This window comes from Brevundimonas sp. FG8, assembly GCF_057808845.1.
On record NZ_JBMDIU010000004.1, the window covers coordinates 226010 to 240768 of the forward strand.

Here is a 14759-nt window from a genome sequence, read left to right on the forward strand (position 1 = left end):
CTCAGACCAGCTTCACCTTGCCGCCTTCCATCCGGTAAGCGACGCCCGTGCGGTCGAACAGGCGGGCGATCAGGACGGCGGGATCAGGCGCACCCTCATCCAGAAGGGTGTCGATCTCGCGCCGCACATCCGGATCGCCGGTCAGCTGGAGCAAGGCCGCCAGCCATTCCTCGCGGTTGACCTTGCCGTCCTCCCGATTGCGCTCGATCAGGCCCTTCAAGAAGTCGAACCAGTCGCCGCCGGTCGCGCGTCGTTGCGCCGCCTCCGCCGCCAGACCGAAGACGGCGCCACAGGCGTAGTAGGCGCGGTGTTCGCTGCGCTGGTTGGCCGAGGCCACCGGCTTGACCGCCAGCTTGGTGCAGTCATCGACCTCTTCCTGCAAGGCGGTCATGACATCATAGGTCGGGCTCAGCACCGCCTGTGCGCGCATTGCCATCAGGTCGGCGCCGCCCTCGGTGATCCAGGCCTCACGGCTGAACTCGTACCGGATGGTCTGGCCCAGCCAGAAGTGCGCGCTTTCGTGACCGATGAACCAGCGGGCGTGGTCGCGCATCTCCGTCGATTCCGTGACGACGTTGTCGCCCTCGAAGGCCATGATGATCAGGCCCGGCAGGACGCTGCCGCCCATGCTGCGCAGCTGCGGCGTCGGGCCGTTCCAACTGACCATAATGGTGGGCTTGTCGGTCTGCCCCGGTCCCAGCCGTTCGGCATAGTAGGCGGCGATGCGCGGCGAAAAGGTCTTGATCTCGTCCCCCAGCCAGACCGGCAAACCGGGGTCGATAACTGTCGCCAGACGTGGGCTGTCGACCAGATCGGCCCGCCCGAACAGGACATAGACGTTGCTGCGCTCGGAGACCGGAGCGGCCTGACGTTCGCCTTCGAACAGAACAGGCCCGGCGGCGTCGCGCCATGTGATCCGGGAGTTATCGCTCTCGATCTCGACGTCATTCAGATCCATCGGCAGCGCTTCAGCCGCCTCGGGCGAGGCGATGGGGAACAGGGTGAAATGCCCGGCGTACAGGGCCGCAGAACCGTCCGTGAAGATCAGGGCCGGGTCATAGTCGGCGTTGAGATCCTCCGCCTTGGGCGTCATCCGGATGCGAATGTTGCGGGGGACCGGACCTCCATCCGTGGTGCGAAGGATATCGAAATGCCCCCGGCGCTCCAGAACGACACCCGGTGTTTCGACCGCCCACTGACCTTCGCGCCAGGGCTTGCCGCTTTCCCGCGCCAGCGCCGAGCGCAGGAAGACCCAGGTCGGAGAATCCGACGGCAGGGTGAAGTCCGCCGTCCATCGCTCGCCGTCACGGCTGACGGTCACCAGCGGGACCGGCCTTTCAGCCTCAACCTTGACGGACGTGGTGGCGCACCCGGTTAGCAGCGCGGCTGCCGCGCAGGCGGCGAGAACGGCTGAACGCATCTGAAAACTCCCTGTATGTTCGAAGCGTAGCCATGGGGCGCAAGAACCGTCAGCTTACGCTTTCGTCACGCTTGGGACCGTGCCAGGGCGCGGGTCGCGGCGGCCAGTTCTTCCGCCATCACCATCTTCAGGCGCTCGGGCGCGACGATCTCCACCTGCTCGCCCCAGCTGAACAGGTGCCAGGCCAGTTCACGCATGCCCGAGGCGCGAAACTTTACCTCCACACTCCCATCAGCCTGATCCTCGACCGACTGGGTCGGGTGCCAACGCCAGCCCTTCGCTTCAGCAGCTCCTTCGGACGTGATGCGCAGAACCACATCCTCGATGGCGTCCTGATAGATGCCGAACGACTGGCCGGCGAAGACCTGAAGATCGAAGTCGGCGGGCGGAACGGCTACGCCCGGCTCGGCCTTCACCGCGCTCATCCGATCCAGGCGGAAAGTCTTGATGGCTCCGGTCTCGCGCTCGGCGGCGACCAGATAGTTGGCGCGGCCGAACATCAGGCCGCAGGGCGTCATCACCCGCCGCCGCGCCTCGGCGCCCGGACGGCTGTAGATAAAGCCCAGCGGCTGTCCGGCCAGCACCGCCTGCCGAATCTCGGCCAGCACGACTTCGTCGGCCGTGGCGCGGGGACCGGCCTGCACCGCCAGGGTCTCGGCGCGCACCAGCGCTTCGAGGTCCGGCGCCAACCGGTTCAGGGTGGTCGAGCGGACCGCGGACTTCAGCTTGCGCTCCAGGCTTTCCAGCGCCTCGGCCCGCGCCGGTTCGCCGGTCGCGCGTAGCCCCTGCGCCGCCCGGGTCAGCTCGATCAGCTCCTCGGCCGTCGGGGCCTGCTCAAAGGCCGACAGCCCGCCCCGGATGCGCCAGCGTTTGTACGGCGGGTCGGACACCTCCTCCGCCTGCGGGAACAACGCCACCACCGCATCGCGGATGCGCTCGGCGGTCCTGCGGGCGGTCCCCGTCTCGCGCATCATGTCTTCCATGGTCAGGCCTTCCGCGCTGGCCGCCATGCGCCGCGCCAGCTCCAGAACCAGGGCTGCTCTGTCAAATCTCATGCCCGGACCAGAGCATACGACCAAAAATGACGCAACGCTGTTTTAGAACTCCATCCATCGACAGCGACATCGCTTCACGGAGTTCACACATGGCCCGCTTCATTCCCGCCGCCCGCATCGCCGCCAGCCGCTATCTGATCGTTCCCTGCGAGGCCGAAGCCGGCTTGGCCGTCATCTGGGATCGTCTGGAAGAACAGGTGATCGACGTCATCGACGCCCGCCAGTCGGCCCGCTACGCCGAGGAGGACGCGTTGTGGGACGAAGCCCGCCCGCTGTTCGATCCGGCCGGCGACTTCCGGATCGCGGCCTGAGCTCAGGCTGCCTTCGGCTTGGTCCAGCGATCAATCAGGCGTTGGGCCGGCTGTTCCACGAATTTGTGGGCCACTACGGCCAGCGCCACGATCAGGCCGAACAGGCCGATGCCGAACAGATCATTCAGCCAGACCGAGCCGAAGTCGATCCGACGCGCGGGCATCCAGTCCAGCTTGCGTGCGACGATGATGGTCACCACCAGCACGAACATGTGCACCATGTAGATGGCGAACGACCACCGACCGAGGGTGACGATGGGCTTCCTGTCCAGCAGACGGGACAGCGCTCCGTCCTCGCCGGCGAACACCCAGACCGAGGCGACGAACAGCAGGGTCACCAGCACGGTGGCGGGGCCGGTCGCATAGCCGATGAAGGCGCAGACGCCGACCACGGTCGCGACCTCCAGCGCCGTCGCCGCATGCCCCTTGAGCCGCGGGATCGACATCCAGAAGCCTTGCAACAGGCTGCCCAGGAAGAAGCCGTAGACAGCGCGCGGGAAGGCGAAGTCATAGGTGGTGTTCATGTACCGCTTCGCCTGCGTCAGGACGATCACCGCCCCGATCACGGCCAGAACCGCGCCGATCCAGCGCCAGGCCCTGGGGGTCGCCAGCACCAGCAGGGCGAAGACGACATAGCAGCCGACCTCGACGCTCAGGGTCCACGACGGCCCGTTCCAGGTCAGGGACGGATGGATATTGAAGGCCTGAATGAGGAACAGGTTGGAGAAGATCGCCTCCACCGAGCGGTCCCGCGTGAACGGCGTCACACTGTCGAAGTGGAACCACAGACGGCAGAGCTCCAGCCCGATGTAGGCCCCCAGCATCAGCACGTGCAGCGGCCAGACCCGGCCCAGACGACGCACCATGAACCGCCCCCCGTCCGTCGGCGTCTTCAACCGCTGCGCATAGGCGTGGGCGATGACGAAGCCGGACAGGACGAAGAAGTAGTCGACGAAGAGATAGCTGTGCTGGATCAGGCCCCAGTCCCGCCAGTGGCTCGCCACCGGCATGTGGAACATGACCACCAGAATGGCGCACACCCCGCGCAGGGAATCCAGCGCCTCGAAGCGACGGTGAGCGGGATTCGCGGGGGTCGATGTCGGGTTCACGACGGCGTGATAGCGCCGCCCGATGACGCGCGATAGAGCCTTGGTTACAGCGGACCCTCGGGCCGGTGTTTCCGCCGCATCGACGCCACCGAGCGCACCACCAGTTCGCGCAGGACCGCCGGGTCCAGATCGCCCAGCCGGTTCACATACAAACAGCCCACGCTGGCCTTGTGCTTGCCCAGCCGGGTCAGAAGATCGTCAGCACCGTCGAAGTCGCGGAAGACATAGAGGACCAGATTGGCCTTGCGCGGCGAGAAGCCGATGATCGGCCAGTCGCCGGTCGGCCCGCGATAGCAGCCGTAGCCGATGATGGACGGGCCCCACAGCACGGCGGGTTCGCCTGATGCCTGGGTCATCAGGGCGTTGACCGCCTCGGCGTCCACCCGCCGTCGCGGATTCTCCACCGCTGCGATGAAATCAGAAACGGAAGCATCGGTCGGTTTGGTCCTGGGTTCAGCGGGCATCGTCTTCCCTACTCCGCATCCGGTCGTTCCGAAGACTACCGCTCCGGGACCAGCCGCCAAGCGCCGTTTTCAAACAGGATGACCGCCGACCCGCGAAGGCCACCCGCCCCCTCGCCCCAGATCTCGTAGCGCACGCCGGTGGAAAGCGGCCGTGGCGGCGCCGCCGTGACCAGCCCCTGAACCGGCTGGCCATAGGCGAGACGCCGCAGGTTTTCGCACCCGCCGTCCGGGTTGGTCAGCCTCCAGGTCGCCTGTTCATCCGGCACGGCGCGCGCCCAGCTCCCGGGAGCCTCCATCGCCATGTGGAACTGCTGCAAACAGAGGCCGCCACCACGGATCAACCCGTCGTTCCGCCGGATCTCGAGGACCGGGCGCTCGAGCGGACCCGATATCTCGAGATCGAAGGGCGCCGGACTGCAGCCGGACAACAGAAGGAGCGCCGCGAGCGCAAAAAGCCGTTCCATCCGCTCAGCCTGCAGGCCCATCGGGATTGTCCCAAGTGACATTTCCTGACGCCGGTCGTCGCCAGGTCTCATGCGGCTCGGCGTATTTGCGCATGAAAGCCTCATCGCTGATGCCAAGCATCGAAAGGGCGTCACGGAATTTCGGCTCATCCAACTGGCGACGCAGGGTGCGGATGCAGTCCACCGACGGACCCTCGTAAGACGAAACACGGGACGCATTTCGCAACGCGCCCCGGTCGATCCGGCTGACCGCCTTGATCCAGTTGGTCAGGGTCCGGGGTTCTTCCGCGGTCGTCGCGCGGCGAAATTCGAACGAGTCGCCATAGGGGAAATGCACCCGGTAGGTGAGGCTCGCCCGCGTCCCCTTCCCGCGTCCGCTGGCCAACCGGCATCCGACCTCGACCCGCTCGGCCGTCCGGAACGGATACAGCTCCTCCCAGTACCCCTGCCGGTCGAGCCCGGAGGCGACCAGTCGGTCGGGAAAGATCAACACCTCGGAACGCAGCGACAGCCCCGTAACGCCCAGGCTGATGAGGCCCAGCACCAGCCACGGCCACCGCACCAGCCGCCACCACCGCGCCGGTTCCCGGAACAACATCAGCACCCCGAGGATCACGGCGGTCAGACAGCCGGCGAGAAACGCCAGCCCCATCCCGGCCTGTTCTGTCTCCGGCCACCAGAGGACCACCGCGGGCTCACGCGGCCCCATCGCGGAACGCGCCATCTCCCACAATAGCGGAAGGATCATAGGCAGTATGACGGTGGGACCGATAACCAGCAGCACCGCCCGCAGCCGCTTCCCGAGCCGCTCCATGGCGTCCAGCATCGGGGTCGGCCCTCGCGGGGGCTCAGGCGACCAACTCACAGCGCCTTCACGATCCCTTCGACCATCTTCTTGGCGTCGGCGAACAGCATCATGGTGTTGTCGCGGAAGAACAGCTCGTTCTCGACGCCCGCATAGCCCGCCGCCATGCCGCGCTTGATGAACAGGACGGTGCCCGCCTTCTCCACGTCGAGGATCGGCATGCCGTAGATGGCGCTGGTCGGATCGGTCTTGGCCGCCGGGTTGGTGACGTCATTGGCGCCGATGACGAAGGCGACGTCACAGCTGCCGAACTCGCTGTTGATGTCCTCCAGCTCGAACACCTCGTCATAGGGGACATTGGCCTCGGCCAGCAGGACGTTCATGTGACCCGGCATCCGGCCCGCGACGGGGTGGATGGCGTATTTCACATCGACCCCCTCCTCCTTCAGCTTGTCGGCCATCTCGCGCAGGGCGTGCTGGGCCTGTGCCACCGCCATGCCGTAGCCGGGCACGATGATGACCTTCGAGGCGTTCTTCATGATGAAGGCCGCGTCGTCGGCCGAGCCCTGTTTGACCGGGCGGGTCTCGACGTGGCCGCCCGCGCCCGCAGCCGCTGCATCACCACCGAAACCGCCAAGAATTACAGAGAAGAAGCTGCGGTTCATGCCCTTGCACATGATGTAGCTCAGGATTGCACCCGAGCTGCCGACCAATGCGCCGGTGATGATCAGGGCGATGTTCTCCAGCGTGAAGCCCAGCGCCGCCGCAGCCCAGCCCGAGTAGGAATTGAGCATCGAGACGACCACCGGCATGTCCGCCCCGCCGATGGGGATGATCAGGGTCGCGCCCAGGATCAGGGCCAGGACGAACACGCCCCAGAAGGCCCAGGTCGCCGTCCCGCCCGAGCCGATCATGACGCCGATCAGCAGGACCAGAGCCAGAGCCAGAGCAATGTTGATCAGGTGCCGCGCGGGCAGGAGGATCGGCGCGCCCGACATATTGCCGTTCAGCTTGGCGAAGGCGATGACCGAGCCGGTGAAGGTGATGGCGCCGATGGCGACGCCGAGGCTCAGTTCGATGATCGAAAGGGTCTTGATCCCGCCCTCAGCGGTGGCGATGCCGAAGCTGTCAGGGGCATAGACCGCACCCACCGCCACCAGACAGGCGGCCATGCCGACGAGGCTGTGGAAGGCCGCGACCAGCTGGGGCATCTGGGTCATCTGCACCCGCCCCGCGATCACCGCGCCCGCGCCGCCGCCGACCACCACGCCGCCGACGATCAGACCGGCCGTCAACAGGTCCAGCGCGCCCGAGCTCCAGAGCGTCAGCACCGTCACGCCCACGGCCAGCGCCATGCCGATCATGCCGAAGGTGTTGCCCCGACGGCTGGTCTCCGGGCTGGACAGCCCGCGCAGCGACAGGATGAACAGGACGCCCGCGACCAGATAGGCCAGCGCCGCGATGGATGCGTTCACGCCATTCCCCCCTTGTTATGTTTCATCGGCCCCTTGGCCGGGCAGGCGGTGCGCGTCAGCCGCCACAGGGCCGCGCACACGAACAGGGGCGCCAGCAGGGCCAGCGCCCAGTCGACCACGCTCATCGGCTTTCCCTGTCCCAGAAAGCGCAACAGGATCGACGAGAAGACCAGCACGGTCCCGCAATCCATCTGCCGCAGGCGACGGATCGGATGCTTTTCGATGAACGACCACGCCCACAGGGCCACGCCGATCACCAGACCGACGATCGAGATCCAGAAGACGATGCCGGCGCCGAGGGAATTCACGACGCGGCGGGCCCCGGCTTCGGCTTTTCCTTCTTGCGGTACATGGCCAGCATACGTCGCGTGACCATGAAGCCGCCGAAGATGTTGACGCTGGCGAGCGTAACAGCCGCCACGCCCGCCCCCTTGGCGATCCAGCCGTCTCCGCCCGAGGCTGTCGCGGCGGCGGCGATCAGGCCGCCGACGACGATGACGCTGGAAATGGCGTTGGTCACGGCCATCAGCGGCGTGTGCAGGGCCGGTGTCACACTCCAGACGACGTAATAGCCGACGAAGATCGCCAGCACGAAAATGGCCAGCCGGAAGATGGTGGGATCGACGTGTTCCATCAGCCCTTCACTCCTTCATGCACCACGGCGCCGCCGTTGGTGACCACGGACGCCTTGAGGATTTCATCCTCCAGATCGACCGCCAGCGCGCCGTCCTTCACGAACAGCCCGACGAAGGCGACGAGGTTACGGGCGTAGAGGGCGCTGGCGTCCGCGGCGATCCGGCCCGGCAGGTTGGACCAGCCGACGATCTGGACGCCGTTCGGGGTGGTGACCACCTCGCCCGGCTTCGCGCCCTCGACGTTGCCGCCGTTATCGATGGCCAGATCAACCAGCACCGAGCCGGGCTTCATCGAGGCCACATGCGCCGCTGTGACCAGACGCGGGGCCGGACGGCCGGGGATCAGTGCCGTGGTGATGACGATGTCCTGCTTGACGATGTGCGAGGCCGTCAGCTCGGCCTGCTTGGCCTGATACTCGGCCGACATCGGCTTGGCGTAGCCGGCGGCGGTTTCGGCGGCCTTGAACTCCTCGTCCTCGACGGCGACGAACTTGGCGCCGAGCGACTCGACCTGCTCCTTGGAGGCCGGGCGCACGTCGGTGGCGGTCACCACCGCGCCCAGACGCCTGGCGGTGGCGATGGCCTGCAGCCCCGCGACGCCCGCGCCCATGACGAAGACCTTGGCCGCCGCGACCGTGCCCGCCGCCGTCATCATCATCGGGAAACCCTTGCCATAGGCGTAGGCGGCCTCGATCACGGCGCGATAGCCGGCGAGGTTCGCCTGCGACGACAGCACATCCATCACCTGCGCCCGGGTGATGCGCGGCACGAACTCCATGGCGAAAGCGGTCGTCCCGGCCCCGGCCAGCGCCTGCACGGTATCCTTCTCGCGATAGGCGTCGAGCATGGCCGCGACGATCGCGCCGGGCTTCAGGGCGCTGATTTCCTGCGCGGTGGGACCACGCACCTTCAGCAGGATGTCCGCCCCGGTCAGAACCGCCTTGGTGTCCTTGGCCACCGTCGCCCCGGCGGCCTCATAGTCAGCGTCGGGAATGGATGAGCCCGCGCCCGTCCCCGCCTCGACCGTCACGGTCGCGCCCAGCGCGATGAGTTTCTTCACGGTCTCGGGAGTGACGGCGCAGCGCGTCTCGCCTTCACGGCGCTCGCGGGTCACGGCGATGGCGACGGCCAAGCGAATCCCTCCCTCTGTTCTCTCGTTGAGCGACGTTAGGCCGTTCTTCGGCGGCGCGTCAAAACCGCGCCCTCATGGACAGGCGGCCCGCGCTCGACCATAGACGCCGCGTGTCCACCGCCCCCGCCCAAAGTATGCGTCGCAATGATCTGGACTGGATCCGGGTCGCGGCCTTCGGCCTGCTGATCCTGTATCATGTGGCCCTGGTCTATGCGCCATACGACTGGCACATCCACAGCGCCCACACATTTGGCTGGCTGCATGAAGCGCTGCTGCTGACCAATCCCTGGCGGCTGACCCTGCTGTTCCTCGTCTCGGGCGCGGCCCTGCGCTTCATGACCGGCCGCCGCTCTCCGGCCCAGACCCTGCGCGCCCGAGCGGAGCGACTGATTCCCCCGCTGATCTTCGGCGCACTGGTGCTGGTGCCGATCCAGTCCTTTGTGGAGGCCATCGACAAGGGCGGCTTCACCGGCAATTTCGCCGACTGGCTGTGGCATGAGTTCAGCCCGTCAGGCCTCGCCAACGGGGTGCCGGTCAATCACCTGTGGTTCATCGTCTACATCGCGGTCTACAGCCTGATCACCATCGGCCTGATGACCCGCCCGACCCTGATGGCGAGGACCGAGTCCTGGCTGGCGCGGAACATGACCGGGTGGCGGCTGGTCGTGATACCTCTGGCCTATCTGGTTGTGATCCGGATCGTGCTGTTCCCGACCTTCGGCATCACCAACAAGCTGACGTGGGATTTCTACAACCACTTCCTGTCGCTGGGGGCCTTCCTGTTCGGCTTCCTGATCGTGCGGCAGGATGCGTTCTGGGCCGAGCTTGAACGCAAACGGCGCCTGTTCGCCGTGATCGCCCTGATCGCCCTGCCGATCATGATGCTGCAGGCGTGGCACCCGGGCGGCGCGACGTGGTTCGGCATTCCGCGCGCGCTCGTCTTCGCCATCGACCAGTGGGCGATGATCGCCGCCCTCCTGGGCTACGCCAGCCGCTATCTGCGTAACACCAAAGGGCCGGCGCTGCCCTACCTCGTGGATGCGACCTTCCCCCTCTATCTGGCGCACCAGACCGTGCTGGTCGTGGCGATGTGGTTCATCCGCCCCGCCGACCTGCCGGCCCCGATCGAGGCGGCCTGTCTGGTCGGCGTCACCTTCGGCGTCAGCCTGCTGATCTACGAGATCGTGCGCCGTATCCCGTTGATCCGCCCGATCTGGGGGCTGAAGCCCTTTCCGGTCCCGGAGGGTCGCGCGAAATACCACCGCCGCCGTCGCCTGCTGTGGATCGGCATGGCGGCGCCGGTGCTGGCGCTGGCCGCCGTGCTGATCGGGGTCGCGACCTGGCCGGGCTTCAATCACGCGACCCAGTACCTCAGCGAACTGGGCGGCGCCTCGGCCCCGCTGCCGCTGATCTTCAACGGCGGGGTCTTCATCGCCGGAGGTATGTGCATCGCGGCCGGCGTGGGCTTCGGCCTGGCGATCCACGCCCTGACCGGCGGCCGCGTCGTGGCGGCCCTGACCGCCGTGGTCTTCATTCTGGCGGGGATCGGCCTGTCGGCCTCCAGCCTCTATCCGTGGCCCGACCCACGGCACATGGCGATCAACCTCGGCCTGGGCATCCAGCTTGCGCCCCTGCTGCTGCTGTGGGGTCTGTGGAAGCACATGGACCTGCGCCGCCTGAAGATTTTCCTGCTGGTCGTCTTCGTCGCCATGGCGGTTCTGACGGTGCTGACCAAGCATCTGGTCTTGCCCGGCACGGTCAATGACGCCAATGTCGGCTGGTGGGAGCGCGCCTACGCGATCATCCTCGTCGGATGGGTGGGAGTCGCCGCCTGGGTGCTGGATCGCCGACTCAAGGCGCATGCCGGGGCTGCCACGGAGGCCAAGTGAGCCTTCAGGCCCTGACGGTCACGCTCCGCAAACCCCCGCACCGTCTGCCTGCTCACATTTTTCTTCGACTCTTCACCATTGCGTGATTGAAAATCGCGCGGAAGTGATCGACATTGTGAGCCGTGTTGCAATGCAACAAGTCCCCTCCGGCGTCCGGCCGGCAGTTGGAACAGAGGCCTGGAACAACGCATGACCCATCAAGCGATCCGGATCGACGCCGCCAACGCCCCTGAAGGCCTTGACGAGCGTCCGGCCTGGACCTGGCTGCCCGAGGAAGCCCCTCTGGCCATGCCGCGTCAGTCCCTGAACAGCTGGGACGCCACCCCTGACGTCCCCACGCCCGTGACCTCGCCCGTCAACGTCGGCGGCCGTCGCCTGCTGCTCACCGCCCTGACCGCTTTTGTTACAGCCCTGGCCCTGATCGCGCCGGTGGCCCTGTTCGCGCGCCATGGCTTCGACGCGCTGGAACTGGTGTCGCTGAGCGTCTTCGCGATTCTCATCACCGCCATCGGTTGCTGGTTCTCCAGCGCCGCCATCGGTTTCTGGGTGCTGCTGACCGGCCGCGAACAGGACGACCTGAGCTTCGCCCCGCATCCGCCCGAGCCGACCCAGCGCACCGCCCTGCTGATGCCGCTGTATAACGAGGACGCCCGCGCGGCCTTCGCGCGTCTGGCCGTGATCGACAACTCACTCGCCCGCCTCGGCGTCTCGGACGCCTTCGACATCTTCGTGCTGAGCGACTCGACCAAGGCCGAGGCCGCCGATCAGGAACGTCAGGCCTATCTGGGCTTCCGCGCCCACGCCCACAGCCGCGTCTTCTATCGTCGCCGTGAGAAGAATATCGAGCGCAAGTGCGGCAACCTGGCCGAATGGACCCACCGCTTCGGCGCCGCCTATCCGTTCATGCTGGTGCTGGACGCCGACTCGACCATGGCCGGTGAAACCATCATGCGCATGGTCGACGCCATGGAGCGCAATCCGGGCATCGGCCTGCTGCAGACCACGCCGACCATCATCAAGGGCCAGACCCTGTTCGCTCGCGTGTCGCAGTTCAGCGTGCGCCTGTACGGTCGCGTCGCCGCCGCCGGTCTGGCCTGGTGGGCCGGTTCGGAAGGCAGCTACTGGGGCCACAACGCCATCCTGCGCACCGAGGCTTTCGCCTCGACCGCCCACCTGCCGATCCTGCCGGGTCGCGAGCCGTTCGGCGGCGCCATCCTGAGCCACGACACCGTCGAGGCCGCCCTGCTGCGCCGCGCCGGCTGGGCCGTGCACGTCACCGCCGCCCTGGACGGCAGCTGTGAAGAAACCCCGGCCACCATGCTGGACTTCATCCAGCGCGACCACCGCTGGTGCCAGGGCAACATGCAGCACCTGGGTCTGCTGAAGACCCGCAGCATGACCGTCATGAACCGCGTTCAGATGGCCATGGGCTTCATGGCCTACTTCTCCTCTCCCCTGTGGCTGGCGTCGCTGGTCGCCGGCATGGTGATCCAGCTGCAGTACCCGACCGACTGGTCGTCGTTCGCCTACCTGCTGAATCCCGAGTTCTCGCCCTTCATGCTGGCCACCCTGCTGTCGGGCGTGCTGCTGATCGGACCCAAGGTCATGGGCGGCCTGCTGGTTCTCAGCCGTCCGCGCGAGCGCCGCGCCTTCGGCGGCGGCAAACGCATCGCCAAGGGCATGGCCATGGAAATCTTCCTGTCGGCCCTGATCGCTCCGATCATGATGGTCGCCAACACCAAGGCCATCATCCAGATCGCCTCCGGCCACGACGCCGGCTGGAAGGCCCAGGACCGCGACGCCGACGGCGTCAGCTGGCGCGACGCCTTCCGCGCCATGCGCTGGCAGATGGCCACGGGCCTGCTGTTCTGCGTCGGTCTGTGCTTCCGCCCGGATCTCGTCACCTGGTTCACCCCGGTGGTCCTGCCTCTGCTGTTCTCGGCTCCGCTGGTGGTCCTGACCTCGCGTCGCCGTCTGGGCGACGCCGCCGCCAAGGCCGGCTATCTGGCTGTCCCGGACGAGGCGGGCGTCAGCGTCAGCACCATCCCCAGCGCCCCGCAGGCTTCCGCCCTGCGCGCCGTCGCCGGGGTCTGACCGGAGGCCTGCACGCCGCGGCCACGCCTTCCCAACGCCCCTCGTCTCTCCGGCGCAGGGGCGTTGTCGTATCCGGCCTCCACAACGCCCCCGGCCCGGAATCGCGGGCATGAAAAAGCCGGGCTGCGCGAACAGCCCGGCTCTTCAATCACCCGGATCAGACCGCCGCGGCCGAAGCGCGGCCCGGTCGTCAGTGCTTCTTCGGCGAACGCAGGAAGAAGATGCCCACGGCCAGCAGGACGATCGCCGCGCCGGCGCCGACCAGCAGGCTGCCGTCGTACATGAAGCCGATCGTCAGGAAGGTCAGCAGGACGGCAATGCCGAGCGAGCCATACTTCGACAGGACCATGAACAGGTCGTAGGTCGACTTCTGCTCCTGGATTTCCATGCTGCCGCGAACGTAGTCGTCGTGTGCGTGAGGATCAGCCATAGGTCGGGTCCGGATTCGGAAAGGAAGAGTTCGCCGCCCTTATAGCGTTGCGGCGCTCAGGCTCAAGCGGGCGGCGCGATTTCGCCTTGGTCGAGCGCCGCCAGAACGTCGCGGGTGAAGGCGATGGGATCGAACCGCTTTCCGGTCGGGTCCTCGCCCCGGCGAACGATGACGATGTTCCGGCTGGGCACGATGATGACATACTGGCCCCGGTTGCCGTTGGCCGAGATGGTGTCCGGCGGAATGCCCTCCGACCGGTTCATCAGCCAGAAGGTCGCGCCATAGCCCTGCAGGCCGTCCGGCTGCGGCCCGGAGGGCGTAGAGACATACTCCAGCCAGTTCTCCGGCAGGATGCGCTCGCCCTCCCAGACGCCGTTATTGGCGTACAGCTGACCGAAACGGGCGAGGTCGCGGGCTGTGCTCCAGACCTGGCTGGAGAGAACATAGTTCCCGCGCCAATCGGTCTCGGCGACCGTGTCAGTCATCCCCAGACGTTCGAACAGTTCCAGCGGCGGATGAGCCCGGAACGTTGGCTTGATCGCCATCACCGCCAGCAAAATATCGTTGTTGGCATAGCGGAACCGCGTCCCCGGCGGGGCGATCAGTGGCCAGCCCGTCACCTGCTCGTCTACCCCGACCCCGCCAAAATAGATGGCGTCCGTGCGGTTCCCCGCCGTGTCGCTGGTCAGGCCCGAGGCCATTCGCAGCAATTGGTCGAGCGTAATCGTGGCGCGCGGATCACCATCCCCGTAATCCCGGGGGTCCATATCCGCTGGAGAGAGCCAGTCGGCGATGTCGGCGCGGGCGTATACGTTGACCTCGCCGCGTTGCACCGCCGCTCCAACGATCGTTCCGGCCAGACTCTTCGCCACTGACCAAGTCCGTTGGGGCGTGTCCACGCCAAAGCCTTCGGCATACCGTTCCGCAACGATCCGGCCGTTCTGAAGAACAATCACCGCCGTGGTGTTGGCGCCTTCTCCGAACTCACCGTCGAAGGCGCCACTGACAGCGTCATCCAAACCCACCGCATTTCCGCTGGGATCGGCCAGTTCCAACGGGAGGCCCGACGTCCGAAAACCCTCGTGATCGATATGCCAGCGCGGCCCCTTCGACCCCACAGGCAGAATGCGACACCCGGAAAGACGCATATAGGCCGCAAACCGTGGAGGCATCGCGTCATCCCACACGACGGAGACCCCGTCCTCGGTGATCTCGACCGGCATCTCGCGCACCAGCGCGTCCAGCTCCGGATAGATCCCGACGAGCTCGTTGGCCTCGACGCTCTCCAACGTCCGCGTCGTACCCGCCGCCTCGGCATTCTTCAGGGCGCTGCACACCGTCAACGCCTTGTACCCCGCCGCCATGGCGCGGGTGGCCGGGGACGTCGCGGGCGCCGGGGTCTGGGCGGCGGCGGGCAGGGCGAGGGCGGCGGCCGCCGCGAAGATCAGGAAGCGCATGGCCGGGACGGTCGCCCGC

At 66.9% G+C, this 14759-nt stretch carries 15 protein-coding genes; 3 read left to right on the top strand and 12 right to left on the bottom strand.

Annotation, left to right across the window (positions count from 1 at the left end; all coding sequences use genetic code 11):
- Position 1 precedes the first annotated feature (1 nt).
- Together ACODRV_RS10085 and ACODRV_RS10090 are read right to left on the bottom strand one after the other, a co-directional pair.
- Positions 2 to 1420, bottom strand: coding sequence for a hypothetical protein (locus ACODRV_RS10085; RefSeq protein ID WP_488908226.1), 1419 nt, complete (start codon positions 1418 to 1420; stop codon positions 2 to 4).
- Positions 1421 to 1485: 65 nt separating this feature from the next.
- Positions 1486 to 2475 (bottom strand): helix-turn-helix transcriptional regulator, encoded by a 990-nt coding sequence (locus ACODRV_RS10090; protein ID WP_488908227.1) that lies wholly within the window; start codon positions 2473 to 2475, stop codon positions 1486 to 1488.
- Between the two features lie 89 nt (positions 2476 to 2564).
- On the opposite strand from ACODRV_RS10090, the gene ACODRV_RS10095 reads away from it, so the two are divergent.
- Entirely contained in the window at positions 2565 to 2786 is a 222-nt protein-coding gene (locus ACODRV_RS10095; RefSeq protein WP_141627194.1) for a hypothetical protein, read from the top strand.
- A 2-nt stretch (positions 2787 to 2788) separates the two neighbouring features.
- Here ACODRV_RS10095 and ACODRV_RS10100 read toward each other — a convergent pair whose 3' ends face one another.
- Genes ACODRV_RS10100 through ACODRV_RS10135 form a run of 8 tightly spaced genes read right to left on the bottom strand, consistent with a single transcriptional unit; the run spans position 2789 to position 8870 of the window.
- Positions 2789 to 3895 carry an acyltransferase family protein gene (locus ACODRV_RS10100; protein ID WP_488908228.1) on the bottom strand — a complete coding sequence of 369 codons (1107 nt, stop codon included), beginning with the start codon at positions 3893 to 3895 and terminating at the stop codon, positions 2789 to 2791.
- Positions 3896 to 3939: 44 nt separating this feature from the next.
- Positions 3940 to 4359, bottom strand: a complete 420-nt coding sequence (locus ACODRV_RS10105; protein ID WP_488908229.1) for a DUF1801 domain-containing protein — start codon at positions 4357 to 4359, stop codon at positions 3940 to 3942.
- A gap of 35 nt (positions 4360 to 4394) precedes the next feature.
- Positions 4395 to 4844, bottom strand: coding sequence for a hypothetical protein (locus ACODRV_RS10110; protein WP_488908230.1), 450 nt, complete (start codon positions 4842 to 4844; stop codon positions 4395 to 4397).
- A complete protein-coding gene (locus ACODRV_RS10115) occupies positions 4828 to 5649 on the bottom strand; it encodes a hypothetical protein (protein ID WP_488908231.1) in 822 nt (273 codons plus the stop codon). The genes ACODRV_RS10110 and ACODRV_RS10115 overlap by 17 nt, the downstream gene beginning before the upstream one ends.
- A gap of 35 nt (positions 5650 to 5684) precedes the next feature.
- Positions 5685 to 7103, bottom strand: a complete 1419-nt coding sequence (locus ACODRV_RS10120; protein ID WP_141627199.1) for an NAD(P)(+) transhydrogenase (Re/Si-specific) subunit beta — start codon at positions 7101 to 7103, stop codon at positions 5685 to 5687.
- On the bottom strand, positions 7100 to 7411 hold the full coding sequence (locus ACODRV_RS10125) for a hypothetical protein (RefSeq protein ID WP_141627200.1): 312 nt from the start codon (positions 7409 to 7411) through the stop codon (positions 7100 to 7102). The genes ACODRV_RS10120 and ACODRV_RS10125 overlap by 4 nt, the downstream gene beginning before the upstream one ends.
- The gene (locus tag ACODRV_RS10130; protein ID WP_141627201.1) at positions 7408 to 7737 is read right to left on the bottom strand and encodes an NAD(P) transhydrogenase subunit alpha part 2; all 330 of its coding nucleotides are present in this window, start codon (positions 7735 to 7737) and stop codon (positions 7408 to 7410) included. The genes ACODRV_RS10125 and ACODRV_RS10130 overlap by 4 nt, the downstream gene beginning before the upstream one ends.
- The gene (locus ACODRV_RS10135; protein WP_141627202.1) at positions 7737 to 8870 is read right to left on the bottom strand and encodes a Re/Si-specific NAD(P)(+) transhydrogenase subunit alpha; all 1134 of its coding nucleotides are present in this window, start codon (positions 8868 to 8870) and stop codon (positions 7737 to 7739) included. Before ACODRV_RS10135 ends, ACODRV_RS10130 begins: the two co-directional genes overlap by 1 nt.
- 110 nt (positions 8871 to 8980) lie before the next feature.
- Here ACODRV_RS10135 and ACODRV_RS10140 point away from each other — a divergent pair, with 110 nt between their 5' ends.
- Positions 8981 to 10759, top strand: coding sequence for an acyltransferase family protein (locus ACODRV_RS10140; protein WP_488908232.1), 1779 nt, complete (start codon positions 8981 to 8983; stop codon positions 10757 to 10759).
- 189 nt (positions 10760 to 10948) lie between these two features.
- Positions 10949 to 12853, top strand: a complete 1905-nt coding sequence (gene mdoH / locus ACODRV_RS10145; protein WP_488908233.1) for a glucans biosynthesis glucosyltransferase MdoH — start codon at positions 10949 to 10951, stop codon at positions 12851 to 12853.
- Between the two features lie 190 nt (positions 12854 to 13043).
- Here the strand turns inward: mdoH and ACODRV_RS10150 are convergent, their stop codons facing one another.
- On the bottom strand, positions 13044 to 13283 hold the full coding sequence (locus ACODRV_RS10150) for an aa3-type cytochrome c oxidase subunit IV (RefSeq protein ID WP_141627205.1): 240 nt from the start codon (positions 13281 to 13283) through the stop codon (positions 13044 to 13046).
- Positions 13284 to 13345: 62 nt separating this feature from the next.
- The gene (locus ACODRV_RS10155; RefSeq protein WP_488908234.1) at positions 13346 to 14740 is read right to left on the bottom strand and encodes a serine hydrolase domain-containing protein; all 1395 of its coding nucleotides are present in this window, start codon (positions 14738 to 14740) and stop codon (positions 13346 to 13348) included.
- Positions 14741 to 14759: the final 19 nt, after the last annotated feature.

Coding starts and splice junctions, on each gene's coding strand:
- ACODRV_RS10105 (WP_488908229.1), bottom strand. CDS start 4,359: ATGCCCGCTGAACCCAGGACCAAACCGACCGATGCTTCCGTTTCTGAT.
- ACODRV_RS10115 (WP_488908231.1), bottom strand. CDS start 5,649: ATGCTGGACGCCATGGAGCGGCTCGGGAAGCGGCTGCGGGCGGTGCTG.
- ACODRV_RS10155 (WP_488908234.1), bottom strand. CDS start 14,740: ATGCGCTTCCTGATCTTCGCGGCGGCCGCCGCCCTCGCCCTGCCCGCC.
- mdoH (WP_488908233.1), top strand. CDS start 10,949: ATGACCCATCAAGCGATCCGGATCGACGCCGCCAACGCCCCTGAAGGC.
- ACODRV_RS10090 (WP_488908227.1), bottom strand. CDS start 2,475: ATGAGATTTGACAGAGCAGCCCTGGTTCTGGAGCTGGCGCGGCGCATG.
- ACODRV_RS10150 (WP_141627205.1), bottom strand. CDS start 13,283: ATGGCTGATCCTCACGCACACGACGACTACGTTCGCGGCAGCATGGAA.
- ACODRV_RS10085 (WP_488908226.1), bottom strand. CDS start 1,420: ATGCGTTCAGCCGTTCTCGCCGCCTGCGCGGCAGCCGCGCTGCTAACC.
- ACODRV_RS10095 (WP_141627194.1), top strand. CDS start 2,565: ATGGCCCGCTTCATTCCCGCCGCCCGCATCGCCGCCAGCCGCTATCTG.
- ACODRV_RS10110 (WP_488908230.1), bottom strand. CDS start 4,844: ATGGGCCTGCAGGCTGAGCGGATGGAACGGCTTTTTGCGCTCGCGGCG.
- ACODRV_RS10130 (WP_141627201.1), bottom strand. CDS start 7,737: ATGGAACACGTCGATCCCACCATCTTCCGGCTGGCCATTTTCGTGCTG.